The organism is Salipiger thiooxidans (genome assembly GCF_900102075.1).
Classification (GTDB): domain Bacteria; phylum Pseudomonadota; class Alphaproteobacteria; order Rhodobacterales; family Rhodobacteraceae; genus Salipiger; species Salipiger thiooxidans.
The window spans coordinates 144607-168517 of the sequence record NZ_FNAV01000009.1 but is presented as its reverse complement, the minus strand read 5'-3'; the positions used below and the strand labels follow the sequence as shown (position 1 = coordinate 168517).

Sequence of the window (23911 nt, the reverse complement as noted above, 5' to 3'; positions counted from 1 at the left end):
ACCCCCGGGATCTCCCACCCGGGGGCATTCATCACATCATCTCACCCGGTCAGACCGTCGCCGCGTCATCGGCGCTCTCCTCGACCACTTCGGCCGGGGCCTCGTCGGTGTCGGGGATCAGCAGCGACAGGATGATCGCCGAGAGCCCCGCCAGGGTGATCGGCGTCGCCACCACCTGCTTGAGGAAGGTCGGCAGGTTCTGCGTCGCGTCCGGCACCAGCGTGACGCCGAGCCCGAGCCCGAAGCTCACCGCCATGATGTAGACCTTCTTGCGGTCGATGTGCTGGGTCGCGAGGATCCGGATCCCGGCCACCGCGATGGTCCCGAAGAGCACCAGCGTCGCCCCGCCCAGAACCGGCTTGGGGATCAGCAGGAAGAGCTGGCCCACCACCGGGAAGAACCCGAGCAGCACGAGGATGCAGGCGATGTAGAGACCCACATGCCGGCTTGCGACGCCGGTCATCTGGATGACCCCGTTGTTCTGCGAGAAGGTGGTGTTGGGAAAGGTGTTGAAGAGCGCGGCCAGCCCCGAGTTCACGCCGTCGGCGAGGATACCCCCCTTGATGCGCTTCATGTAGAGCGGGCCCTTCACCGGCTGGCCTGCGATCACCGAGTTGGCGGTCAGGTCGCCCGAGGTTTCGATGGCGGTCACGAGGAAGATGAAGGCGATCGGGATGAACAGCCCGATGTCGAAGTCGAGCCCGTATTTCAGCGGTTGCGGAATGGCGATCAGCGCGCCCTGTCCGGCCTTCGAGAAATCCACCTGCTCGAAGATCACGGCGATGATCGTGCCGATCACAAGCCCGATCATGATGGCCGAGATCCGCAGCATCGGGCTGCCGGTGAAGGTCATCACGAGGATCGCCACCACCACGATAGAGCCCAGCATCAGGTTGACCGGTGCGCCGAGGCTCTCGCCCGCGCCGACGCCGCCTGCGAAATCGGTGAAGCCCACCTTGACCAGCGACAGGCCGATCACGGTGATGACGACGCCGGTGACCGTTGGGGTGATGATCTTTCCGAGCCTGTCGATGAACTGGCTCAGCACGATCTCGACGAGACAGCCCGCGAGGCAGAGCCCGAAGATCATCGCCAGCATGTCCTCGGGTGTGCCGCCGTTGTTCTTGACCGCGAAGCCCGCCGCCAGCACCGGCCCTAGGAAGGCGAAGCTCGTGCCCTGGACGCTCAGGAGCCCCGAGCCCACCGGACCGATGGCCTTGCACTGGATGAAGGTCGCGATGCCCGAGACGAAGAGCGACATGGCGATGAGGTAGGGGACGTATTCGCCCAGTCCCAGAACGCCGCCGATCACCAGCGTGGGCGTGACGATGCCGACGATGGAGGCGAGGATGTGCTGGAAGGCCGCCAGCGCCGCCGCCGCGGGCGCGGGCCTGTCCTCGAGCCCGTAAATGAGGGCGGTTGATTCAGTCGTGTCAGAGGCCATGACGTTCTCCGTGTTCCGGCTCCCGGGTGCGGCCGCAATTGCCGCACCTCCCGGATCCAGCCTGCGCGACGAGGGGAAACCGCCGCTACACGGTTTGCGGTCCGGCCGGGCCTGCGCGGGCCGTGGTCGGCCAGATGACATATTCTTGACAGGCCGCGAGCAGGTGTTGTGCAATTCTTGGGCGACCGGAGAAGTCACGCAACCCGTATGCGTGGCACGGCATCATTTCCCTGAAGTCAGGCGCGGGACACGAAAAAGGGGCGCGCGGCGCCCCCTTCGATGTTTCACGGCGTGGGGCCGAAAGATCTCTCAGTTCGCGAGCGCCGCGATGGCGCCGATCACATCCAGCACCTTGCGGGTGTCGGGATCGACGCGATAGACGCGGTCGTTGCTGCGGTAATAGGTGTCGTCCGGGCGCAGGCCGTAACGCGACGGGTCGCGGATCACCACGTAGTCGCCGGTGATGCGGTCGCCGGTGCGATAATACTCGCGGCGCACCTCGCGATGGTCCCGATCTCGGTCGTGGTCATAGGAGCGCATCTTCTTCGCCTGACCCGGCGGGACGCAGCCCTTGCTGGCGAGACCCGGGGGGCAGCCCTTGGGCCCCGCGACGGCCGCGACGGGCAGGCTCAGCGCAGTGGCGGACAGGGCGATCAGGGCGAGCTTGCGAAACATATGCGTTTCTCCTGTTTTTTGAATTCCTTACCCTCAAACGCGCGCGCTGCGCAGGTCCGTTCCCCGAGGGGCGAAAGAACCGGCAGAGCTTTGCCGGTGCCCCGGCAGGACCGTGGGATCTCCGCTCACTGGTTCCAGTCGGGCGAACGCTTTTCGAGGAATGCCGAAATGCCCTCGTTGGTGTCGCGCCAGAGCATGTTCTCGACCATGACCTCGCCCGCGTAGGCATAGGCCTCTTCGGTGCCGAGACGGGCCTGCGCGTAGAAGGCCTCCTTGCCGATCTTCACCGCCGGGCCAAGCTTGCCGGCCACGTTCTCGGCAAGCTCCAGCGTGGCCGCCTCGAGCGTCTCGGCGGGCACGACCCGGTTGACGAGCCCCATGCGCTGCGCCTCCGCGGCGTCGGCGAAGCGTCCGGTGACCAGCATCTCGAAGGCGTGCTTGGCAGCGATGTTGCGGGTCAGCGCCACCATGGGGGTCGAGCAGAAGAGCCCGATGTTGACCCCGTTCACGCCGAAGCGCGTGCCCTCGGCGGCCACGGCCATGTCGCAGGTGGCGACGAGCTGGCAGCCGGCGGCGGTGGCGATGCCGTGGACCTGTGCGATCACCGGCTGGGGCAGCGCCTGCAGCCCGACCATCACCCGGGTGCAGCGGGCGAAAAGGTCGGCGAAATAGGCCTTGCCGCCGTCCTCGTTCTGCCGGCCCTGCTGCATCTGCTTGAGATCGTGCCCGGCGCAGAACGCCTTGCCCGCGCCCGACAGGATCACCGCGCGCACCGTCCGGTCCTCGCGCAGCGCGTCGATCTGCTCCTGCAGCGCGGCCAGCATCTCGTCCGAAAGCGCGTTCAGCCGCTCCGGCGCGTTCAGTTTCAGATGCGCGACGGCGCCCGTGTCGTGACGTTCCAGCAGGTCCATCTTGTCCTCCCAACCTGTTTGCAGGCAGCTTAGCCCTGCCACGACAGGGAGGGAAGAATGGCGATCACGTTTACCATAGCCGAGATGGAAGACTATCTTGCCGACGTGTTTCCGCAGGTCGACGGCATGTTCGGGATCGACCGAATGGACGAGAACCTGCTGGTGATGCGGCTGCGGGTCTCGGACGCGCATCTGCGGCCCGGGGGCACCGTCTCGGGGCCCTCGATGTTCGCGCTGGTGGACGTGGCGGCCTATGTGGCGACGCTGGCGCGGATCGGGCGGCAGGCGCTGACGGTGACCACCCATTGCTCCATCGACTTCATGCGCAAGCCCGAGGCCGGGGTCGACCTGCTGGCCGAGGCGCGGCTGCTGAAGCTCGGCCGCAGCCTCAGCGTGACCGACGTGCTGCTCTATTCCGAGGGCTCGGACAAGGCCGTGGCCCATGCCTCGCTGACCTATTCGATCCCGCCGGTGGCGATGGGCTAGGGCAGGGCGCCCCACCAGGGAGAAACCAAAAATGGCGCGAGGGGATGCCTCGCGCCAAGGGAAGAGGTTCTGTCAGCTCCGGGGATCAGCGCTGCCAGAACATGCGACGCGCTTCCTTGTAGGCCACGTGTCGTTCCACGCCGATATCCCTCAGCAGATGTGCATCGAGCTGCGACAGCGCACGACGGGTGCGGCGGCGCTCGGACCACTGAGCCAGCACCACCGCGATGCGCAGCGCAATGGCCGACATCGGCGGCAGCGGGCGCTGCGCGTCGAGATAGGCGATCAGCGGGGCATGTGCGGTATTGTTGACCATGGGATAACTCCAGCTTTGTATTGGTACAATGTCCTTGTATTTCGTGCCGATTTGATACATTCTACCACTATGGGCGTCGAGAAAAACATTGTGACCGATACAATATCTGCGCTGTTCGAGGAGCAGCCGGAGGGGCCGAAGTACCGCGTGCTGTCCTCGGCGCTGCGACGAGGCATCGACCAGGGCCATCTGCCCGAGGGCACGCGGCTGCCGCCGGTACGCGATCTGGCGTGGCGTCTCGGCATGACGCCGGGCACGGTGGCGCGGGCCTACACGCTGCTCACGGACGAGAACGTGCTGACCGCCGAGGTCGGGCGTGGCACCTTCGTCAGCTACAAGGACGAGGAGCGCCCGCCGCTCTACATCACCCGCCCGATGACACCGGGCACAGACGGCATCGAGATGGTGAACCTGTTCACCGCGCGCCTGCCCGACCTGGGTCAGATCGCGTTGATAAACGACGGTTTCCGCCGTCTGGCCGAGCGTCCGGACCGGGCGCTGCTGGACTACCCGACTGCATCCTCCTTTGCCGCGACCCGACAAGCGGTGGTCGACTGGCTCGACCACGTGCCGCTGGGGAGCCTCCAGCACGAGGACATCGTGCTCTCGCACGGGGCGCAAAGCGGCATCTCGCTGGTGATGCAGGCGGTGCTGCGGGGGCGCCGCCCCGTAGTGCTGGTCGAGGAGCTGGCCTATCCCGGCTTCCGCCGTGCCGCCGAGCTGGTGCGGGCCGAGATTGTATCGGTTCCGATGGACGAGGACGGAATTGTACCGTCCGCTCTGGCCGAACTCGCGCACCGTCACGAGGCTCAGCTGCTTTGTACCTCTCCGGAACTGCACAATCCCACCGCGCTGGTGACACCGCCGAAACGCCGCCACGAGATCGCAGATGTGGTGCGCCGTGGCGGGTTCGACATCCTCGAGGACGACAGCACCTTTCTCGGCGAGACGCGCTCCGAGAGCTACCGCGCGCTGCTGCCCGAGCACGGGTGGTTCGTCTCCTCGATCTCCAAGACGCTGACGCCAGCGCTGCGGGTGGGCTTTGCCATCGCGCCGCAATCGCGCCGCAGCGAGCTTCGCCGTGTAGCTGAGAACGGCTTCTTCGGACTGGCCAAGCCGCTCGCCGACCTGATCGGAGACCTGCTGACCCGCGACGAGACCCGCGAGATCGTGCGCTCGGTCCGCCGCCGCAATGCGGTCTACGTGCGCGCGGCGGTGAATGCGCTTGGCGGGCACGACATCGGCTGGCACGAGGAGGCGCCCTTCGTGTGGCTGCGCCTGCCCAGCGGCTGGCGCGCCGCCGCCTTCAGCCGTGCCGCCGAGGCGCAGGGCGTGCAACTGCGCCCGGCCGAGGAGTTCTCCCCCCGCAACGGATTTGCGCCGCACGCGGTCCGCATCGGCATGAACGCGCAGGTCGCGCTCAGCGATTTCGAGGCGGCGCTGGGACGGTTGCGGCGGCTTCTGGACAATCCGCCGGAGCAGATTCTGGTCTGAAAATTGGGGTATATAGATACCATAATTTCAAGCCATTGTTTTATAATGGATAATTTGGATTTGTCCCGCTTGACGTGGCTCGCGGGATGCATATAACCGCCCAATCTGAATTCGGGCCTCCCCAGCGGGGTCCATTTGAACAAGCTCAAGGGCAACCGCGATGAAAACCTTCTCTGCGACTCCGGCAGACATCGAGAAGAAATGGATCGTGATCGACGCGGAAGGCGTCGTTCTCGGCCGTCTCGCCTCGATCGTCGCCATGCGTCTGCGTGGCAAGCACAAGGCCACCTTCACGCCCCATATGGACATGGGTGACAATGTCATCATCATCAACGCCGAAAAGGTGCAGATGACCGGCAAGAAGCGTGAAGAAAACTTCTACTGGCACACCGGCCACCCGGGCGGCATCAAGTCCCGCACCAAGGCCCAGATCCTCGAGGGTGCCTACCCCGAGCGCGTGGTCCTGCAGGCCGTCAAGCGCATGCTGCCGGGCAACCGTCTGTCCCGCAAGCAACTGACCAACCTGCGCATCTACGCCGGCGCCGAGCATCCGCACGAGGCTCAGTCGCCCGAAGCGCTCGACGTCAAGTCGATGAACAAGAAGAACACCCGGGTGTAATCATGGCCGAACAAATCAATTCCCTTGAAGAGCTCGGCACCGCGGCTGGCATCGAAGCCGCCCCGGCAGTCGAGGAAGCGCCCCGCGAGCCCGTCCGTGACGAGCTGGGCCGTTCCTACGCCACCGGCAAGCGGAAAGACGCGGTTGCACGCGTCTGGATCAAGCCGGGTTCTGGCAAGGTCGTGGTGAACGGCAAGGAGCTGAACACCTACTTCGCACGCCCCGTGCTGCAGATGATCCTGCGTCAGCCCTTCACCATCGCCGGTGTCGAGGACCAGTTCGACGTCTACGCAACCGTCAAGGGTGGTGGCCTCTCCGGCCAGGCCGGCGCGGTCAAGCACGGCATCTCGAAGGCGCTGCAACTCTACGATCCGTCGCTGCGTTCGGCTCTGAAAGCCGCAGGCTTCCTGACCCGCGACAGCCGCGTCGTCGAGCGTAAGAAGTTCGGTAAGCGCAAGGCACGCCGCAGCTTCCAGTTCTCGAAGCGCTGATCCTTCGGATCTTCGGAAATACGCAAAGGGCCGCCCGGTTGGGTGGCCCTTTCGCTTTGGTCCGGGCTGTTGCCTGGTCTGTATCCTGGCGCGGGCGCGTCTGCGCGGTCAGCGCGTCGTGAGAAGGTGCGCGTGCGGCCAGAGTTCGGCCGCCTCGGGCAGGCGCGCGACCACCGTTTCGTAATCCTTGGCAAAGCTCGGGAAGACCTGTTCGGCCAGCCCCTCGGGCAGGGCGCTGCGGTCGCCCGCGGCATTGACCGGGGCGCCACCCGCATCCGGGCGGTCGGGGATCCGGGCAAAAGCCGAGAGCGCGGTGATCGTGGCGGGCGTGAAGAGCGACTCGTAGAGCGTCACGAACTGGCGGTGCGGCGGGAAGACCTCGTCGAGGCGCGCAAGCGTGACGTGGTAGTCCGGGTCGGTGGTGCCCGTGCCGCCGGGGGCGAAGATCCGCAGGAAGGCCTCGGCATCGGGCAGGCTGTCGTCGAGCTTGCTCTTGCGGCGGTACATCTTGAGCAGCGACCACGCCCGTTCGATCGGGTCGCGCATGGTGAAGATGGTCTTCACCGTGATGCCGCGCGAGGCAAAGCCGTCGTCGATGCGGCGCAGCGTCTCGGTGCTGAGCGCGGCGTAGCCCGGGGTCACGTCGCCGCTGAGCCGGGTGTTGGGCCGCGCGAGCCTCCCCGCGAACCACGGCACATAGCGCGACGGGTCCTGCTGCAGCCACCAGCGCAGCACCTTGCCACGGGGACGGAGCCCCAGCAGGCGGTGAACGGTGAATTCGGCCCGGCGCCACGCGGGGGGTGTCGGCATGAGGAAATGCGCCTTGCCGGGTTCGGTCGCGGCGTCCCAGACCTGCATCTCGCCCAGCGGCCCCATGTCGGTGCGGGGCGCGTTGCCGAGATAGGTGCGGATCCAGGTCGTGCCGGATTTCGACGCCCCTGTGCAGAGAATGAAGGTTTTGTGGGGCATCGTCGCGTCTGTCCTCGGGTGATGCCGGGGGGAAGGCCTTGCCCCGTCACGGACGGCGCCGCGAGTCCCCCGGGAGAGTGGTCAGGCAGAAGAAGACCTAGTGGGTTTCAACGTCATTCTGAACCCCGTTCTGCCCGTTTCGGGCGCCCGCCGGAGCCCATGACGCGGATTGCGGCGCCGATGCGCCGCCGGGCCCGGCTCGTGGGCGGGCGCTGAATGGCGGCTCAGCTGTCGGGCGGGATCAGCCCGAGTCCGCGCAGGTAGACGCCGATGCCGCTTTCGAGCAGCGCCTCGGGCGGGAAGGGCGATTGCGTGCCGGGGGAGTTCCGCGCGAAAAGCTCGACAACGCCGTGCGAGAGCGCCCAGATATGGGCCGAGACCATGGTGGGCGGCGGGCGCTTGCCGGGCGGGATGTGCTGCGAGAGCTCGGCGGCGGCGCGCTCCTGCACGCCACGGGCGCGGGCCGAGACGGCGGCAAGCTCGGGCGAGTGGTTCACCGAGATGCCGCTCTCGAACATGGCGATGTAGTGGCCGGGATAGCGGCGGGCGAAGGCGAGATAGGCGCGCCCGGTGGCCTCCAAGGCGGCAAGCGCCGACGGCTGGTGCTTGTCGTAGGCGTATTGCATCACGTCGGCGAAGATCTCGTAGCCCTGCCGGGCGGCCTCGGCGATGAGATCCTCGCGCCCGGCAAAATGCCGGTAGACCGCCGCCGGGGTGACGCCCGCCTGCTTTGCCGCCTCGGAGAGAGTGAAGCCCGTGGGGCCCTTGGCCTCGATCAGCGCCAGCGCCGCATCGACCAGCGCCTGCCGGAGATTGCCATGGTGGTAGCCGCGCTTGGGCATCACGCGTCCCAGATCTCGGGCCCGCCGGTGATGCGCGGATCGGGCACGCCGACCACCTCCTGGTCCTTTCTGGGGTAGTCGAGGTGGCTCAGCACGTGGCGCACGGCGGCGAGGCGCGCGCGCTTTTTGTCGTCCGAGCGCACCACGGTCCAGGGCGCCTGGGCACTGTGGGTGCGCGAAAGCGTCTCCTGGATGGCGACGCTGTACTCGTCCCATTTTTTCAGCCCCTCAACGTCGATCCAGCTGAGCTTCCACTGCTTCAGCGGGTCGCTTTCACGGGCGAGGAAGCGCCGCAGCTGCTCGGCGCGGCTGACGTTGAGCCAGAACTTGAAGACCCGGATGCCTTCGTTGACCAGCATGCGTTCGAAGTCGGGGACCTGTGCGAAGAAATGCTCGCGCTCCTTTTCGGTGCAGAATCCGAAGACCTTCTCGACGACGCCGCGATTGTACCAGCTGCGGTCATAGAAGACGATCTCGCCGCCGGCGGGCAGGTTCTCGATGTAGCGCTGGAAGTACCATTGCGTGGCTTCGATGTCCGAGGGCTTGGACAGTGCCACGACGCGGGCGCCGCGCGGGTTCAGGTTTTCGCGGAAGCGCTTGATGGTGCCGCCTTTGCCGGCGGCGTCGCGGCCCTCGAACACGCAGGCGATGCGCTCGCCACTCTCGCGGGCCCAGTTCTGCATCTTCACCAGCTCGATCTGGAGCGCGTCCATTTCCTTCTGGTAGTGCTTGCCGGACATTTCCTCGCGGTAGGGATAGCTCGGCGAGAGGATGTCGTCCTTGTTGCCGCTTTCGATCGCCGCGCGGACCTCTTCGGGTGCGTCTTTCTCGTAGAATGCGCTGATGGCGCCATCGAAGGGAAGGGTCACTGGCCGAGTCCTGTGCATCTGGTTGCAAGATAATATGGAATGTGAAGGCGATTAACGCAAACCGGCTATCGCAAACCGGCGCGCGCGGCGGCGCGATCGATGGCGGCGTCCATCTGGGGCGCGGCGGCGTGCTGCGCCGCGTGGCCGATACCGGGCAGCACCGTGAGCCTCGCGCCGGGGATCTGCCGCGAGGTCGGTACCGAGTGGATCTGCAGACCCACCGTGGTGTCGGCATCGCCGCGCAGAAGTTCGACCGGCAGGTCGAGCTGCGGGTAGCGCGGCACGATGGCGGCGATCTCGGCCTTGAGCCCGGCGCGCTGCAGGGCGTTCTCGCGCAGGCTCTCGGGGCGCAGGGCAAGGTCGGCGCCGATGTGCTCGGCGTAGCCCGGCGGCACCGGCTGCGGCGCGAAGACCCCGGCGATGGCCTGCTGCACCCGGTCCTCGCCGGCCAGCGCCGAGATCGCGGGGTTTGCGACCGCACCAAGAGGCCCCGAGGTCAGCCGGTAGAAGAACGGCAGCCCGCCGTCCCAGCGCTGCGACGCGGCCGAGACCAGCACCAGCGCCGAGACCCGCTCCGGGTGGTCCACCGCCCATGCCAGCGCCACGGCGCCGCCGTAGGAATGGCCAAGCACCACCGGCCGCTCGGCGCCGAGCCGCAGCGCCGCGGCGCTGAGCAGCGCCGCCTGCTCGCGGATCGAGGCGCCGTCATTGTCGATGCGCGGGGTGAAGCCGAGCCCGGGCCGGTCGAAGGCGATGACCCGGTAGCGCCCGGACAGCCGGTCGACCGCGTCGAAGGTCCAGTCGCGGAGGTTGCCGCTGGCGCCGTGGATCAGCACCAGCGCGGGCCCCGAGCCTTTCTCGACGTAGTGCACGCGATGGCCGCCGACCTCGACGAAGCGCCCCTCGGGCGGGTAGGTGGCCTCGGCTGGCGAGGGCGTGCCTGTGGAGGGACGGGAGGCCGGCGCGCAGGCCGCGACCGCGAGCATCAGGACCGATATCAGCGTCCTGCGCGACACGATCTCAGGCCACGCCGCGCGAGCACCAGTCGGTGCTGTCGATGCCGATGTGCGCGAGGTCGAAGGGCGTGGTCTGGTAGATCTCGTTGATCCAGTTGCCGTAGAGCAGGTGGGCGTGGCTGCGCCAGCGGTTCAGCGGCACGCGCGAGGGATCGTCGCTCGGGTAGTAGTTGGCCGGCACGTTGATCGGCTTTCCCGCCGCCACGTCGCGGTCGTACTCTTCCTTCAGCGTGCCGGAATCGTATTCCAGGTGGTTGAAGATGTAGAGCGCGCGGTGACGCGGGTCCTCGACCAGCGCCGGGCCGGTCTCGGGCGAGTGGATCAGCACTGCCAGGCCCGCGGCCTCGACCTCGTCGCGGCGCATCTCGGTCCAGCGCGACACCGGCATCACCATGTCGTCCGAGAACCCGCGCAGGAAGGGCGAGGCGGGCGCGAGGTTCTGGTGCCGGATGCAGCCGAAGGCCTTGTGGTCCAGCAGGTGCTTGGGCACGCCGTGGAAATACGAGATCATCGCCATGCCGCCCCAGCAGACGCCGAAGGTGGCGTGCACGTGGGTCTGGGTCCATTCGAAGACGCGGGTGAGCTCTTCCCAGTAGGTCACGTCCTCGAACGGCAGATGCTCGATGGGGGCGCCGGTGATGACCAGCCCGTCGAACTTCTCGCCGCTGGCCTCGACCTCGGCGAAGGGCCGGTAGAAGGCCTCCATGTGTTCGGCGGCGGTGTTCTTGGTCTGGTGCTCGGTCATCCGGATCAGCGAGAACTCGATCTGCAGCGGCGTCGCCCCGATCAGGCGCGCGAACTGGTTCTCGGTCTGGATCTTCTTCGGCATCAGGTTGAGCAGGGCGATGCGGAGCGGGCGGATGTCCTGCCGCGAGGCGCTGTCCTCGGCCATCACCATGACACCCTCGCGCGAGAGGACGTCGTAGGCGGGCAGGTCGGAGGGCAGCTTTATGGGCATCGGTACAAATCTCTTTACTGGAAGGCCAGAGATAGGCCAGCGCGGGCCTCAGCACAAGCGTTGCGCCATGGGGGCCGAATCGCGCAGAGTCGCGGGGAGGATTTTCAACCAAAGGTTATTGTCATGACGCGTTTCACCGCGGGCATTCCCGCCCTTGTCCTGGCCTTCGTGCCGCTGACCGGGCCGCTGGCAGCACAGGACGATCCGATGGCGCTTCAGCGCTGCGTCTGGTCCTGCCTCGCCAACTTCGGTCCCAACACCAACCCCGCCTACCATGCCTGCGTCGAGCGGGTGTGTTCCGGCCTCAGCGAGGGCGGAGGCGGCGGCGGTGGCCAGCAGCAGGCGCAGGGCGATCCGACCAGGGGCTGGGTCACCGGGCGCACCGGCAGCGGTGTCGGCTATGCCGGCGTGGACGGGGTGCGCGGCAAGACCGGGCTCTACTATTTCTGCGGGCGCGGCCAGAGCTTCCTGCGGGTGATCGGCATCGACGGCGGCGAGCGCGGCATGATCGTCGAGGTGGACGGGCAGCAATTCCCGCTGCGCTTCAGCCCCAACGGCCAGAACCAGCCGGAATCGACGCTGGCCTACAGCGACCCGGTGATCCAGGCGCTGCAGGGCGGCTCGCGCGTGCGGGTTCTGACCTATGACGGGCCGGTGGTGGTGGACGCGCCGCTCAGCGGCTCGTCGCGGGCGCTGGCGCAGGTGATCTCGTCCTGCTGAGCGCCGCGCGGCCGGTCAGGCGGGCAGGGCGGCGGCGATGACAGCGTTGAAATCCGCCTCGTCGCGCACCGTGGCCACGTCGGAGGCGTCGACGGTGACGCCCCAGTTCCGCGCCATCGCCTCGTAGAGCGGCTGGCGATGTGCCAGCGCGCGGGCATAGGTCCAGCGGATGAAGGCGTCGGGATCGACCCGCGCAGGCGAGAGCCCGGTTTCGTCGAGATAGGCATCCCAGCAGGCGGTCAGGAACGCGGGCTGGTAGGCCATCGGCTTCGGTGCGCGGTCGAAACGGCGGATGAGCTCGGCCGTGTGATCCTCGCTGCCGCGGATCCAGACCATCAGCGCCTGCCCCGACAGCGCCGAGAGGATCGGATCTGCCTCGTTCTCGGGATCGACCCATTCGCAGATCGAGCCGCCGGTGTCGCAGACAAAATGCGGGTAGCCGTAGAGCTGCTCGGCGCGGTCGATGAAGTAGCCGGTGTCGAGCAGGGCCTGCTCCTCGGCGCGCTGGAACTGGTCCTGCCGGTGCCGGTAGAGCTCCATCGGCAGGCCGCCCTTGTCGGGGTCGCCCGGCTTGCCGAGATAGGTCGAGACCGGCGAGAGGTTGTGAAAGGTGATGTTGGAGCCGATGTAGATCGAATCCGACAGCAGCAGCTCGCGCAGGAACGGCACGCGCATCGCCTCGCGCTTGGCGTTGTCGACGATGTATTCGCCCATGTAGCGGGTGCCGATGCGGTAATCGATCGAGTAGTGGAACCAGTTGCCGGTCTCGCGCAGCATGCTCGAGACGTGGGTCTTGCCGAGCCCCGACATGGCGAAGAGAACCACGCGCTTGCGCGGCGCCGCGTGCCAGTCTCGGGCGGTGGGGTACAGCATCTGCGGGCTTCTCCTGACTCGTTCGCGTCACAGGTAAAGAGACGCGCGGTCGTCGTCAAATGGCCCGGCTCATGTGCCCGACGCGCAAACCGCCCGGGGCCTTGCGGCGCCCGGGCGGTCCTGCCTGTCCGGCGGTTGCCCGCCCCCGGCCTGCCTCAGAAGTTGTAGCTGACCTTGAAGCCGACGCCCCACGCGGTGTTGTCGGTGAAATCGGCACGGGCCACGTCGGGGGTGCCGGTCTCGGGCTTGGCATCGCCCAGCCAGAAGTGGCTCACGCCGCCCGCAAGCGTCACCCGGTCGGTGATCTTGTAGGAGCCGCCGAGACGCAGCTGGGTGTAGCCGGTCTTGGGCGCCAGCGGCGAGACCAGCTCGTCGCCATCGGGCTCGTAGGTGACCGAGACCGAGCCCGAGAACTTGTCGTTGAAGCGGTGACCGACGCCGAGCGTGTAGGTCGTGGTGTCCTCGAGGTCGATCAGCCCGCCGCCGGTGATGTTGACGAACTCGTCGGGATCGACGCGGAACTGCGAGTGCTTGACCCAGCGCACCGAGCCGAAGACCAGCGTGTCCTGGGCGACGCCGGTCTGAAACTCGAGGTTCCAGCTTTCCGGGATCTTCACCTCGGTCGAGGAGGTGCCGTTGAGCAGCGGCAACGCCGGGATTGGGCCGGGCCCGTCCGGATCGACCAGCGGGCCGCGCTCGGTGGTGTCCATGTCGTGGCTGATCGACGAGTTGTAGGTCAGCGCCACCCGCAGTGCGATCTCGGGCTTTTCGTAGGCGGCGCCCAGCACGTATCCGGTGGCCCAGGTGCCGTCGAGGTCGACGGTGTAGTCGCTCACCGCGCCGTAGGCGAGGCCCTCGAGGTGGATCGAGCCCTCGGCCTTCTGCTGCCGGAGCCCGCCGAAGACGCTGAAATTGTCGTTGAACTTGTACTTCACCAGCGCCGTCAGGGCGTGGGTCTGGGCCTCGGCGGTGGTGCCGCCGAACGGGAAGTTCCCGCTTTCGTAGGCGACGTCCGCGCCATAGGGGCGGTCGTAGATGAACGCCAACGCGATCCTGTCGTTGAGATCGTACTTCAGCGCAAAGGATGGCAGCCAGAAGTCCTCGCCCACATCGTCGATGTCCTGCGCCGGAAAGGGCGGAGAGATATTCTCGCCGCTCAGGCTCGGATCCACGTAAGCCAATGAAAGCTCGAACACATTGCCGGGTTCGAATAGAATGAGCGCCGACTGGGTCGTCCGCTCGATACCGCCTGCCTGAGCAGCCGCGGCCGACAGGGCCAGCGTCGCGGCCCCGTACATAAACGATCTCATGATGTCCCTCTCCCTGATCGTCTTGCTCCTCCGTTAGAGCAGGTTACGCAGGGGGGCGTTTACCGGTCAATTATTGACCCGGCGTAAGTTGACGTTCGGCGCCGCTACGTCACTTTTGTGGAATGGTGACCGGACGCGGGCGGGTCTCGTGCAGGATGTTGAAGTAGTTCGCCCCGAAAATGATCGCCGCCCCGATGAAAACGTAGGGGTCCAGCGCCTCCTGGTAGAGGATGATCCCGACCAGCGCCGCGACCGGCAGGCGTGCGAAGTCGATGGGCATGACCACGGGCGCCGGCGCGAGGCTGAGCGCAGTGGTCAGGCAGTAGTGTGCGACGAGGCCCGCGATGGCGATCAGCACGACCCAGGGCCAGCTCGTCGCCGCGGGGAAGGCGATGTCGCCGTCGATGCCCGCGCAGACGAGGCCGAAGACGGATTGCATGACGGTGAGCCAGAACAGGATGCAGACGGTGGTCTCGGTCCGGGTGAGCCGGCGCGTGGTCACCGCCGAGCCCGCGAAGCCGATGGCGGCCAGCGCTGCGGCGATGAGGCCCGGGTTGATGGTCTCGGGGCTGGGGCGCGCCACCACGAGGATGCCGACGAAGCCCAGCACCGCGGCCAGCGCCCGCGTCGGCGTCAGCTTCTCGCCCAGCACGAAGGGGGACAGCACGATGACCCAGAGCGGCGAAGTGAACTCGAGCGCGAAGACTTGCGCGATCGGAATGGCGGCGACGGCGAAGAACCACAGGTTCTGACCGGCGAAATGGCACAGGTTGCGCGCCAGGTGCAGCCCGAGCCGGCGCCTGGTGACCTGCCCGGTCTGGCCGGTGGCGGTCAGCAGCGTGACCACGATCACCACGCCGATCAGCGAGCGGTAGAGCATGATCTCGAACGTATCGAGGTCGAGGCTGACCTCGCGCCCTGCGACCGCCATGGTGGTGAACGACACGATGGCCCCGGACATCCAGAGCACGGCCTTGAGGGTCTGGCTCATGCGACACGGCTCCCGTGGGCGGGGCGGATCGGACGGATCTGGGGCATGGGGGACTCCTCGGCGTTGTCCTGGCCGCAAGACCGGCCGGAGCGGCGCGACTTTGCGTCGGAAGGCGCCAAAGCACAAGCCCCGCACCATGGGTGCGGGGCCGAATTCATTCGATTGTATGCAAACGGTCTCGGGCGACCGGGGATCACTCAAGCTCGATGGTCCCCGGCGGCTTCGAGGTGCAGTCGTAGAAGACGCGGTTGATGCCCTTCACTTCGTTGATGATCCGGGTCGAGGTCTCGCCCAGGAACTCGTGGGTGAACGGGTAGTAATCCGCCGTCATGCCGTCGACCGAGGTCACCGCACGCAGCGCCAGGGCGTAGTCGTAGGTGCGTCCGTCGCCCATCACGCCCACGGTGCGCATCGGCAGGATCGCCGCGAAGGCCTGCCAGATCTCGTCGTAGAGCCCGTGCTTGCGTATCTGGTCGATGTAGACCGCATCCGCCTTGCGCAGGATCTCGAGCTTGTCGCGGGTGATCTCGCCGGGGCAGCGGATCGCGAGACCCGGCCCGGGGAAGGGATGGCGGCCGATGAAGCTCGCGGGCAGGCCAAGCTCGTGACCCAGCGCGCGGACTTCGTCCTTGAAGAGCTCGCGCAGCGGCTCGACCAGCTTGAGGCCCATCTTCTCGGGCAGGCCGCCCACGTTGTGGTGCGACTTGATGGTGACCGAGGGGCCGCCGGAGAAGCTCACGCTCTCGATCACGTCCGGGTAGAGCGTGCCCTGCGCGAGGAACTCGGCACCTTCGATCTGGTCGGCGTATTTCTGGAACACGTCGATGAAGAGCTTGCCGATGGTCTTGCGCTTCGTCTCGGGGTCCGAGACGCCTTCGAGCGCGCCGAGGAAGAGATCGGACTCGTCGGCGTGGATGAGGTTCAGGTTGTAGTTGTCGCGGAACATCGACACCACCTGCTCGGCCTCGTTCAGGCGCAGCAGGCCGTGGTCGACGAAGACGCAGGTCAGCTGGTCGCCGATGGCCTCGTGCAGCAGGATGCCGGTGACCGAGCTGTCGACGCCGCCCGAAAGCGCGCAGATGACCTTCTTGTCGCCGACCTGCTCGCGGATCTTGGCGATCATCTCCTCGCGGTAGGCGCCCATGGTCCAGTCGCCGGTGAAGCCCGCGATCCTGACGAAGTTCTCGTAGAGCGTCGCGCCGTTCGGGGTGTGGTGCACCTCGGGGTGGAACTGCACGGCGTAGAAGCGGCGCTCGAGATCGGCGGTCATGGCGAAGGGGGCGCCCGGCGAGGTGCCGTACACGTCGAACCCGGGGGCGATCTCGGCGACGTGGTCCCCGTGGGACATCCACACCTGCTCGCGCCCGGTGCCATCGAGGAACCAGCCGTTGAAGAAATCGGTGCTGTGCTCGGTCGGGCTCACGTAGGCCCGGCCGAATTCGGCGGTGGCATGTTCGCCCGCCTCGACCCGGCCGCCGAGGTCATGCATCATCACCTGCTGGCCATAGCAGATTCCGAGGATCGGCACGCCGAGCGCATAGGCACTTTGCGGCGGGCGGGGCGAGCCCTCGCGCATCACGCTGTCCGGGCCGCCCGAGAAGATCATCGCCTTGGGGGCGAAGTCCTTCAGGAAGGCGTCGGTGACGTTCTGATAGGGATGGATCTCGCAATAGACGTTCAGCTCGCGCAGCCGTCGCGCGATAAGCTGGGTCACCTGCGAGCCGAAGTCGATGATCAGGAGGCGGTCATGCTGGGTCATGGCCACGCTTTAGAAGCGGTTTTGCCCTTGCGCAAGTGGTCTTGCGCGCTCATCCGACATGGTTGAGCACCGCCACGCCGCCGAGCCACACCGCGCAGAGCACGCCGAGGGTCAGGAAGACGGAATTGAAGATCACGAAGGCGGCGAGGGCGGAGCCCAGCGATGCCTCCATCACGAAGTCCATGAGCTTCGCGGCGCGCAGGTCAATCATGCGGTCTTCGTCCATCGTCAACTCCTCTGGAAGGGGCCAAGCGCAAACTACGTCAGAATCGTCATATAGGCACTGATCTGGATCAGGTTGCCCTGTTTAAAACACGTTAGCGCTAACATGCAAGAGATTTCATCTGAAACTTCATCCCATTGAATCCGATTTTTCACGTCCACGTGCGCGATTCCGGCTGAGGTCGTCGCGCTTGCTCCAGAGAGCGATGAGTCCGAAGACCAGAATGTAAAGCCCGCCGAACGCAAACATGACCGCTCCGGGCACCGGGCCCACGTCAGCACGCGTCAGGGCGTCGTTGAAGGAGGCGACCGGCGTCGGGTGCACGGCGATCTTGCCGGCATAGGCGAGGGTCTGGATCAGCAGGATCCAGAAGTAGTTACGCCGGATCCGGCGGCCGACCGATACCATCAGTGAGACATGGTAGCGCGGACGCAGGTAGTCGTTGGCGAGGGTGCGCTGCCAGTCGTCCTCGAGGTGCAGGTCGCCCTCGGCCAGCATCGGGGCGTAGAAGTGCGTCTCCATCCAGCGGGCGCGCGCGCGCCAGACGTTGAAGTAGCGATAGCGCCGGGCCTCGAGGAACAGGAAGAACACGATCAGCACGCCGACCAGCACCAGGGGCAGGGGCGAGGCGTCGGGCGAGGCGAACGAGATCGACAGCGCCACCCCCAGTGTCACCACCGCCCAGTTGGTCGTGGTGTCGAGGCGCGTGCGCCAGATGGTGCTGCGATACACCTCGCCCCGGTAGAGATGGGCCACGGCGCCCATCTCGGCCGAGCTGAGGTCCTTGCGGGGCGCGGGCGCCCCTTCCTGCATTGCGATGACCGTCTCCTCCGCATCGCGCGCGACCGGGGTCACGCGCTTCTCCCCTCGGCCACTGTGCAACGGGGAGGCGGCCTCGGTCAAATGCGGAGGCCCCGGTCAGTCGATGGGGGCGAGAAGGTCGGGGGCGGTCACCAGCTGGCGCACGCCGTGGCTGTGGCTTTCCTCGAAGACGTTGCCCATCGCGGCCCAGGCATCGAGCGACGAGATGTCGAGCCGGGCGCAGCGGGGGCGCACCGACCATGTGACCTGCAGGGGCGAGCAGACCTCTTGCGTGTAGCTGGGCCCGGTGGTGGAGCCGCGGAACTGCACCGGGCTGCCGGTGCCGGTGGGCAGGGCGCGGGGCTGGTAGACGCCGTTGCGCATGGTTCCGAACCAGATGAAGTCGCGGAAATCGAGCGCGGTGGGATCGTTTACGACCAGGAACACCTGGCTTTCGACCCGAAGCTGCGGGTTCTTGCAGGCGTCCGAAAGGCACGAGCCCAGACCCGGCCCGGGCGCGACGTTGCAGGAGGAATAGACCCAGTGCACCTCGATCGTGTCGCCGGGCTCTACCCCTTCGAAGACGCGGCCGCCGTGATGCGGGCGCGACAGCTCGGCCGGGGAAAGGTTGCTCGACCCCGCGCAGCGGAAGCCGCCGTTCTCGCCCGAGCCCGCATAGATCGAGAAACCAGGGCCCATGTGTTCGGCGTTGGTGTGGGTGTGGATGTTGCACAGGTTCAGCTCGTCCGAAGGCGGGGCGTAGACGAAGCGCGAGGAGTTGCGGCCGTAGGGGTTCGAGATGTCGCGCGGGGTCTGCGGCCCGAAGCCCTGGCAGGTGCCGCCTTTGCCCGCGGGCGCCGCGCCGTCGGGACCGGCGCTGCCATGCGCGGCGGGGGCCGGCGCGTGCCCCGAACTGTCGTGCGAGCTGTCGTGGCCGGTCGCAGCTACGGCGGCGGCGGCGGTGAGGATCAGGGCGGCGAGGGCGGCGGAGAGGCGGTTGGTCATCGGGGCTCCGGCGGGCAAGGGGCGGAATCGGTTGCGGGGAGACTGCCGTCGAGGATTGAACAGCCGGTTAAGAGCCGCTGTTCAGTAGATCGCGTCGGGATAGGGCAGGTCTTTCTCGAGATAGTCCTTGCGGTCGGCGATGGCGCTGAAGATCGCGAGCCCGGAGAACGCCACGAGATAGAGGATGCCGCCGGCGAACAGCACCTCACCCGGGATGAGACCCACGTCAGCGCGGGTCATCGCCTCGTCCAGCGAGGTCACCGGCGTCGGGTGCACGGCGACCTTGCCGAGGAACGCCGCGAGCTGGATCAGCATGATCCAGAGGTAGCTGCGGCGGATGCGCCGCCCCAGCGCGTGCAGGTAGGAGATCCGGAACTGGGGCCGGACGTAATCCTGCGCGACCTGCTGGCGCCAGCCCGGTTCCGCGCAGACCTGACCGGGGTCGATGATCGGCGCGTAGAAGTTCTTTTCCACTGTGCGGAAGCGGATGCGCCAGCTGTCGCAATAGCGGTAGCGCCGTGCCTCGAGCGTGAGGAAGAAAAGGTTCAGCACGCCCACCAGCACCAGAGGCAGCGGCGAGGCGTCGGGCGCGGCGTATGAGATCGAGAGCGCCACCCCCAGCGTCACCACCGCCCAGTTGGTCGTGGTGTCGAGCCGGGTGCGCCAGACCGAACAGCGATAGACCTCGCCCCTGTAGAGATGCGCGATGGCGCCGATCTCGGCCGGCGAGAATTCCGGGTTTTCGGGCGGGCTTTCGTCGCGCCGGATCACCTCGCCCATGTCGACCACCGTGGCCCTGTCTGCCTTGCCTGCCATGTCCACCTCCCGCCGGGCCCGCCTGGGCACCATGAACCCCCCACGGGCACGCTACCCGGGGGAGGGTTAAGACGGGATCAATCCTTCAAAACGTTTTAACACTGCTGGAGCTTTGGAATTCGGCGTCTTATCATTGGCTTGATCTGCGGGTAGGGCAGGTCTGCGGCTCTCGCCCGCGAGAAATGAATATGGAAGATAAATCTTAGATGCGCAGGGGCAGGTCGAATATCCCGGGCCGGGGGGACGGCGGGGGGACTCTGGCGCGTCGAGACGATAGGGTGGGCCCGCGCGGGTGGGCCACCCGCGGCAGCAGCGGAGACGACGGATGAACGACGGGACCAGCACGGCAGACGAGACGGCGGAGATCACCCGCGCCATTCCCGAGCTCGAGCTGCTCTCCGACGACGCGCTTGACGCCATCGAGGCGGCCGCCGACACCATCCTGCAGGAGGTCGGCGTCAACTTCGTCAACAACCCCGAGGCGCTGGAACGCTGGCGCCGCGCCGGGGCCGAGATCGAGGGCGAGCGTGTGCGCCTCCCGCGCGGCCTCGCGCGCGAGCTCTGCGCGACCGCGCCGGGCGTCTTCACCCAGCTTGCCCGCAACCCCGCGCGCAGCGTCGAGATCGGCGGCCGGGGCCTCGTGCTGGCACCGGTCTACGGGCCGCCCTTCGTGCATGACGCCGGGCGCGGACAGCGTTACGCCACCATCGAGGACTTCCGCAACTTCGTGAAGCTCGGCCAGACGGCGCGCTGGCTGCACCATTCCGGCGGCACCGTCTGCGAGCCCACCGACCTGCCGGTCAACAAGCGCCACCTCGACATGCTCCACGCCCACATGACGCTTTCGGACAAGCCCTTCATGGGCACCGCGACCGAGCCATCGCGCGCGCGGCACTGCATCGAGATGTGCGGCATCCTGTTCGGCGAAGATGTGGTGCGGGAGAAGACCGTGATGACCTCGCTCATCACCATCGGCTCGCCGCTCACCTTCGACGACACCATGACCGGGGCGCTCGAGATCTACGCGGCGCACAACCAGTCCTGCATCCTGGCACCCTTCGCGGTGGTGGGGGCGACAACGCCGGGCTCGGTCGCGGGGACGCTGGCGCAGCTGCTGGCCGAGGTGCTGGCGGGCGCGGCCTATGCGCAGCTGGTGCGCAAGGGGGCGCCGGTGATCTTCGGGCCCTTCGTGACGACCATGGACCGCCACGGCGGTGGCACCGGCTTCGGCACGCCCGCGGCGTCGCAGATCACCTATGGCGCGGGTCAGCTGGCGCGGCGCCTGGGGCTGCCCTATCGCGCGGGCGGTGCGCTCACGGGCGCGCGACTGCCGGATGCGCAGGCCGCCTACGAGAGCGCCGCGTCGCTCAACGACGGGCTGCTGTCCGGGGCGAACTTCATGCTCCACGCCTGCGGCTGGCTCGAGGGCGGGCTGGTCTCGTCCTACGAGAAATTCGTGATGGACGCGGACCGGCTGGGCGTGCTGCACGGCTTTGCGGGCGGCGTGGAGGCCGGGCTGGACGATGCGCTCGACGCGCTGCGCGAGGTAGGGCCGGGTGGACATTTCCTCGGCCGGGAGCCGGAGATGGCTGGAGGCTGGCAGTCCGACATCTTCGACAACCGCCCCTTCGAGGCATGGATCGAGGATGGGGGCCGCGATGCGATGAAGCTGGCCACCGAACGGGTGCGCGACCTTCTCGAAAGCTACGAACCGCCGGCGCTCGACCCCGCCATCGACGAAGCCCTGTCCGCCTTCGTCGCGGCGAAGAAGGCCGAGATGCCGGACAGCTTCATGTAGGCTCGGGCTCCTCAGACGGCGCCATCGCGTGATGGCTCGGCACGACCGGCAGAGGACGCGGCCAGCAGCCTGGCCTCGCCCATGAGCGCGGCCAGCACCTCGACGTGGCGGGCGACGGAATAGGCGCCGTCGGCGGCGCGGCGGCGGCCGTTCATGGCGTCCTCGATCTCGAGCAGCTGCATCAGCGCGGGCCCGGAGCGTATCGGCGTCTCGATGCCGAGGATCCGCGACAGGTGGTGCTCGCGGCGGTAGTCGTCGGCCCCGATGCGGGCGGCGCGGATCAGCAGGCGCGGTCGGCGCAGGCTCGAGAGAAGGCTGAGAATGTCTTGCATGGGTCTGTCCCTTCTGAGTGCCCGGCAATCGTGGCACGGCCTTGAAGGGTGTTGCCGCACCACCGCTCCCGCAGTCCGGTCAGTTCAGATTTGTTTATAATTAGGCGCTAATTTGACCGCACTGCCTTCAGTGTTAACGAACGGGTAACCAGCTCTCTCCAAGGTTGCGAAGGTCTGGGGAAAATCCTGTGGATAAGACTGACCTTGGGGACATTGAAATGATTTACCGTTCAGACACAGACGTGCTGAGGCGGTTGCCGGCCTGGGTGCCGGACGACGCCAGGCATTACCTCGCCCATACAGAAGGCGGGGAGGCGATACGCAAGCTTGCTCGATTGGCGGGGTGCCACGCGTCCACGGTCCTCCGCCAGGTGCGACGGATCGAGACGCTGCGGGACGATCCACTGGTCGACGGCGCCTTGACGAGGTTGGGAAAGCTTCAGGTGCAAGCGTCGGAGACGGGACGCAACAAGGAGTTCGTTACGATGAAAGAGCCTCAACGGGACGAGATGACGCCCGACGCGGCCATGTTGGCTCGCGAGGCGCGGCGGGTGTTGCGTCGGCTCTGCGAAAGCGGCGCGGTGCTGGCGGTCGCAGCGGAAATGGACAAGGCGGTTGTGGTGCGCGACACCGGCGACGGCGGCTCGACCCGCACCGCCGTGGTCGAGGCGCCGATTGCCCAGGCGATGGCGCTGAAGGGCTGGATCGCCTGCGAGTCGCCAGGCCGGATCTCGCGTTACCGGATCACCGCGGCGGGCCGCACCGCGCTCAGCAAGCTGTTGGCAGAACAGGAAAACAAGCTGCGTGGTTTTGCCGAGGCCCAGGCCGGGTTCGGGACCTCGGCCGAGGCCGAAGCGGCGATGGAGGCAGCCGATTCCGACCCGCTGGCGCGTCGTCGCCACCTGATGGCCGAGAGCCCGTTGATCCTGCTCTCGCGCCGTCGCGACCGCAACGGAACGCCGTTCCTGTCGGATGAGCTGGTGCGCGCCGGCGAACGGCTGCGCGAGGATTTCGAGCTGGCGCAGATGGGGCCGCGGCTGGTGCAGAACTGGGACATGTTCCTCACCGCCGACGCCGAGCCCGCCAACCGCTCCGACCGGCCGCGCGGCCCCGAGGCGGCGCGCGCCCGCTTCATCTCGGCGCTGCGCGAGCTTGGGCCGGGTCTGGGCGATGTGGCGCTGCAGTGTTGCTGCTATCTCGAGGGGCTCGAGGCGACCGAGAGGCGCATGGGCTGGGCGGCGCGGTCCGGCAAGGTGGTGCTGCGCATCGCGCTCCAACGCCTGCGTCGCTTCTATGAAGAGACCAATGCGCAGGGCGGCGGGCTGATCGGCTGACGCCGGGGCGACCGCCGTCAGCATAAATCTAAGCGTTGTCCCTAGTGGGGGCTCCCGAGCGGAAGTGCGGTCTGAAAACGGCCCGGTAACAGCCCCGCAGAGATTGTCAGTCTGTTTCTCCATGGGAAACAAAAGGGCCGCCGCGCAGTTCGTGCGGGCGGCCCTTGGCCTGTGTGCCGGCCCGTCTGACGGCCGGCGGACAGACGTCAGCCGCGCGAGAGTTTCGCCGCCTCGGCCGCGAGCGCCTCGATGCTCGCCCAGTCGCCGGACAGCATCTTGTCCTTGGGTGCGACCCAGCTGCCGCCGCAGCAGAGCACGTTCGACAGCGACAGGTAGTCGTTGACGTTCTTCATGCTCACGCCGCCGGTCGGGCAGAAGCTGATCTGCGGCAGCGGCGCGCCGATGGCCTTGAGCGCGGGGGCGCCGCCCGAGGCCTCGGCCGGGAAGAACTTCTGCACGGTGTAGCCGCGCTCGAGCAGGGCCATGGCCTCGGAGGCGGTGGCCGCGCCCGGTAGCAGCGGCAGGCCGGCTTCCTCGCAGGCGTCAAGCAGGCGGTCGGTGGCACCGGGCGAGACGCCGAACCTGGCGCCCGCGTCCACGGCGGCGGCCACGTCCTCGGGGGTCAGCAGGGTGCCGGCGCCGACCACGCCGCCTTCGACCTTGGCCATCTCGGCGATGGCCTCAAGCGCGCAGGGCGTGCGCAGCGTGACCTCGAGCGCCGGCAGGCCGCCCCGGACGAGCGCTTCGGCCAGCGGCGCGGCATGGGCCACGTCGTCGATGACAAGCACCGGAACGACCGGTGCGAGACGGCAGATTTTCTCGGCTTCGAGGCTGGAGGCGGCGGGAGTGATCATGGTCG

General features: G+C 67.3%; 26 protein-coding genes. 7 read left to right on the top strand and 19 right to left on the bottom strand.

Going from position 1 to position 23911, the window contains the following annotated elements; genetic code table 11:
* Nucleotides 1-49: 49 nt before the first annotated feature.
* From BLQ77_RS15050 to BLQ77_RS15040, 3 genes are all read right to left on the bottom strand, one after another.
* On the bottom strand, nucleotides 50-1444 hold the full coding sequence (locus BLQ77_RS15050; RefSeq protein ID WP_089960661.1) for a nucleobase:cation symporter-2 family protein: 1395 nt from the start codon (nucleotides 1442-1444) through the stop codon (nucleotides 50-52).
* Between the two features lie 309 nt (nucleotides 1445-1753).
* Nucleotides 1754-2119 (bottom strand): excinuclease ABC subunit A, encoded by a 366-nt coding sequence (locus BLQ77_RS15045; protein ID WP_089960659.1) that lies wholly within the window; start codon nucleotides 2117-2119, stop codon nucleotides 1754-1756.
* A 125-nt stretch (nucleotides 2120-2244) separates the two neighbouring features.
* Entirely contained in the window at nucleotides 2245-3030 is a 786-nt protein-coding gene (locus tag BLQ77_RS15040) for an enoyl-CoA hydratase (RefSeq protein WP_089960656.1), read from the bottom strand.
* A gap of 57 nt (nucleotides 3031-3087) precedes the next feature.
* On the opposite strand from BLQ77_RS15040, the gene BLQ77_RS15035 reads away from it, so the two are divergent.
* A complete protein-coding gene (locus BLQ77_RS15035) occupies nucleotides 3088-3516 on the top strand; it encodes a PaaI family thioesterase (RefSeq protein WP_089960655.1) in 429 nt (142 codons plus the stop codon).
* A gap of 85 nt (nucleotides 3517-3601) precedes the next feature.
* Here the strand turns inward: BLQ77_RS15035 and BLQ77_RS15030 are convergent, their stop codons facing one another.
* Complete coding sequence (locus tag BLQ77_RS15030) at nucleotides 3602-3832, bottom strand: DUF1127 domain-containing protein (protein ID WP_008883857.1); 231 nt, start codon at nucleotides 3830-3832, stop codon at nucleotides 3602-3604.
* Between the two features lie 69 nt (nucleotides 3833-3901).
* On the opposite strand from BLQ77_RS15030, the gene BLQ77_RS15025 reads away from it, so the two are divergent.
* The 3 genes from BLQ77_RS15025 to rpsI all read left to right on the top strand — a co-directional run bounded on the left by BLQ77_RS15025 (nucleotide 3902) and on the right by rpsI (nucleotide 6436).
* Nucleotides 3902-5326, top strand: coding sequence for an aminotransferase-like domain-containing protein (locus tag BLQ77_RS15025; RefSeq protein WP_008885800.1), 1425 nt, complete (start codon nucleotides 3902-3904; stop codon nucleotides 5324-5326).
* Between the two features lie 160 nt (nucleotides 5327-5486).
* Nucleotides 5487-5945 (top strand): 50S ribosomal protein L13, encoded by a 459-nt coding sequence (gene rplM / locus BLQ77_RS15020; protein ID WP_089960652.1) that lies wholly within the window; start codon nucleotides 5487-5489, stop codon nucleotides 5943-5945.
* A 2-nt stretch (nucleotides 5946-5947) separates the two neighbouring features.
* Entirely contained in the window at nucleotides 5948-6436 is a 489-nt protein-coding gene (rpsI, locus tag BLQ77_RS15015; RefSeq protein ID WP_008885785.1) for a 30S ribosomal protein S9, read from the top strand.
* A 108-nt stretch (nucleotides 6437-6544) separates the two neighbouring features.
* On the opposite strand, the gene BLQ77_RS15010 is transcribed toward rpsI, so the two are convergent.
* The 5 genes from BLQ77_RS15010 to BLQ77_RS14990 form a co-directional block, all read right to left on the bottom strand.
* Nucleotides 6545-7405: a sulfotransferase family protein gene (locus BLQ77_RS15010; RefSeq protein WP_089960650.1), complete on the bottom strand. Its 861-nt coding sequence runs from the start codon at nucleotides 7403-7405 to the stop codon at nucleotides 6545-6547.
* Between the two features lie 224 nt (nucleotides 7406-7629).
* Nucleotides 7630-8247, bottom strand: a complete 618-nt coding sequence (locus tag BLQ77_RS15005) for a TetR/AcrR family transcriptional regulator (RefSeq protein WP_008884546.1) — start codon at nucleotides 8245-8247, stop codon at nucleotides 7630-7632.
* The gene (gene ppk2 / locus BLQ77_RS15000) at nucleotides 8247-9116 is read right to left on the bottom strand and encodes a polyphosphate kinase 2 (RefSeq protein ID WP_008885342.1); all 870 of its coding nucleotides are present in this window, start codon (nucleotides 9114-9116) and stop codon (nucleotides 8247-8249) included. Before ppk2 ends, BLQ77_RS15005 begins: the two co-directional genes overlap by 1 nt.
* Nucleotides 9117-9181: 65 nt before the next feature.
* Nucleotides 9182-10102 (bottom strand): alpha/beta fold hydrolase, encoded by a 921-nt coding sequence (locus tag BLQ77_RS14995; RefSeq protein WP_242661734.1) that lies wholly within the window; start codon nucleotides 10100-10102, stop codon nucleotides 9182-9184.
* Between the two features lie 34 nt (nucleotides 10103-10136).
* Nucleotides 10137-11090 carry a homoserine O-succinyltransferase gene (locus BLQ77_RS14990; RefSeq protein ID WP_089960646.1) on the bottom strand — a complete coding sequence of 318 codons (954 nt, stop codon included), beginning with the start codon at nucleotides 11088-11090 and terminating at the stop codon, nucleotides 10137-10139.
* Between the two features lie 123 nt (nucleotides 11091-11213).
* Between BLQ77_RS14990 and BLQ77_RS14985 the strand changes: the two genes are divergently transcribed.
* Nucleotides 11214-11810 (top strand): hypothetical protein, encoded by a 597-nt coding sequence (locus BLQ77_RS14985; RefSeq protein ID WP_089960643.1) that lies wholly within the window; start codon nucleotides 11214-11216, stop codon nucleotides 11808-11810.
* 15 nt (nucleotides 11811-11825) lie between these two features.
* Here BLQ77_RS14985 and BLQ77_RS14980 read toward each other — a convergent pair whose 3' ends face one another.
* The 8 genes from BLQ77_RS14980 to BLQ77_RS14950 all read right to left on the bottom strand — a co-directional run bounded on the left by BLQ77_RS14980 (nucleotide 11826) and on the right by BLQ77_RS14950 (nucleotide 19588).
* Nucleotides 11826-12683, bottom strand: coding sequence for an ATPase (locus BLQ77_RS14980; RefSeq protein ID WP_089960640.1), 858 nt, complete (start codon nucleotides 12681-12683; stop codon nucleotides 11826-11828).
* A gap of 155 nt (nucleotides 12684-12838) precedes the next feature.
* Nucleotides 12839-13993 carry an OmpP1/FadL family transporter gene (locus BLQ77_RS14975; protein ID WP_165617121.1) on the bottom strand — a complete coding sequence of 385 codons (1155 nt, stop codon included), beginning with the start codon at nucleotides 13991-13993 and terminating at the stop codon, nucleotides 12839-12841.
* A 109-nt stretch (nucleotides 13994-14102) separates the two neighbouring features.
* A complete protein-coding gene (locus BLQ77_RS14970) occupies nucleotides 14103-14984 on the bottom strand; it encodes a DMT family transporter (protein WP_089960634.1) in 882 nt (293 codons plus the stop codon).
* A gap of 193 nt (nucleotides 14985-15177) precedes the next feature.
* Nucleotides 15178-16743 carry a glutamine-hydrolyzing GMP synthase gene (gene guaA / locus BLQ77_RS14965; protein WP_040384388.1) on the bottom strand — a complete coding sequence of 522 codons (1566 nt, stop codon included), beginning with the start codon at nucleotides 16741-16743 and terminating at the stop codon, nucleotides 15178-15180.
* A gap of 49 nt (nucleotides 16744-16792) precedes the next feature.
* Entirely contained in the window at nucleotides 16793-16969 is a 177-nt protein-coding gene (locus BLQ77_RS28780; protein ID WP_165617120.1) for a hypothetical protein, read from the bottom strand.
* A 126-nt stretch (nucleotides 16970-17095) separates the two neighbouring features.
* Nucleotides 17096-17779 (bottom strand): DUF2270 domain-containing protein, encoded by a 684-nt coding sequence (locus BLQ77_RS14960; RefSeq protein WP_089960849.1) that lies wholly within the window; start codon nucleotides 17777-17779, stop codon nucleotides 17096-17098.
* A gap of 105 nt (nucleotides 17780-17884) precedes the next feature.
* Nucleotides 17885-18772 (bottom strand): delta-class carbonic anhydrase, encoded by an 888-nt coding sequence (locus BLQ77_RS14955; RefSeq protein WP_089960631.1) that lies wholly within the window; start codon nucleotides 18770-18772, stop codon nucleotides 17885-17887.
* An 81-nt stretch (nucleotides 18773-18853) separates the two neighbouring features.
* Nucleotides 18854-19588, bottom strand: coding sequence for a DUF2270 domain-containing protein (locus BLQ77_RS14950; protein WP_089960628.1), 735 nt, complete (start codon nucleotides 19586-19588; stop codon nucleotides 18854-18856).
* Nucleotides 19589-19913: 325 nt separating this feature from the next.
* On the opposite strand from BLQ77_RS14950, the gene BLQ77_RS14945 reads away from it, so the two are divergent.
* A complete protein-coding gene (locus tag BLQ77_RS14945; protein ID WP_089960626.1) occupies nucleotides 19914-21386 on the top strand; it encodes a trimethylamine methyltransferase family protein in 1473 nt (490 codons plus the stop codon).
* A gap of 11 nt (nucleotides 21387-21397) precedes the next feature.
* Here BLQ77_RS14945 and BLQ77_RS14940 read toward each other — a convergent pair whose 3' ends face one another.
* Complete coding sequence (locus BLQ77_RS14940; protein ID WP_089960623.1) at nucleotides 21398-21718, bottom strand: DUF6477 family protein; 321 nt, start codon at nucleotides 21716-21718, stop codon at nucleotides 21398-21400.
* 218 nt (nucleotides 21719-21936) lie between these two features.
* Here BLQ77_RS14940 and BLQ77_RS14935 point away from each other — a divergent pair, with 218 nt between their 5' ends.
* Nucleotides 21937-23052 carry a DUF6456 domain-containing protein gene (locus BLQ77_RS14935; protein ID WP_165617127.1) on the top strand — a complete coding sequence of 372 codons (1116 nt, stop codon included), beginning with the start codon at nucleotides 21937-21939 and terminating at the stop codon, nucleotides 23050-23052.
* Between the two features lie 206 nt (nucleotides 23053-23258).
* Here the strand turns inward: BLQ77_RS14935 and eda are convergent, their stop codons facing one another.
* Nucleotides 23259-23906 (bottom strand): bifunctional 4-hydroxy-2-oxoglutarate aldolase/2-dehydro-3-deoxy-phosphogluconate aldolase, encoded by a 648-nt coding sequence (gene eda, locus BLQ77_RS14930; protein WP_089960616.1) that lies wholly within the window; start codon nucleotides 23904-23906, stop codon nucleotides 23259-23261.
* Nucleotides 23907-23911: the final 5 nt, after the last annotated feature.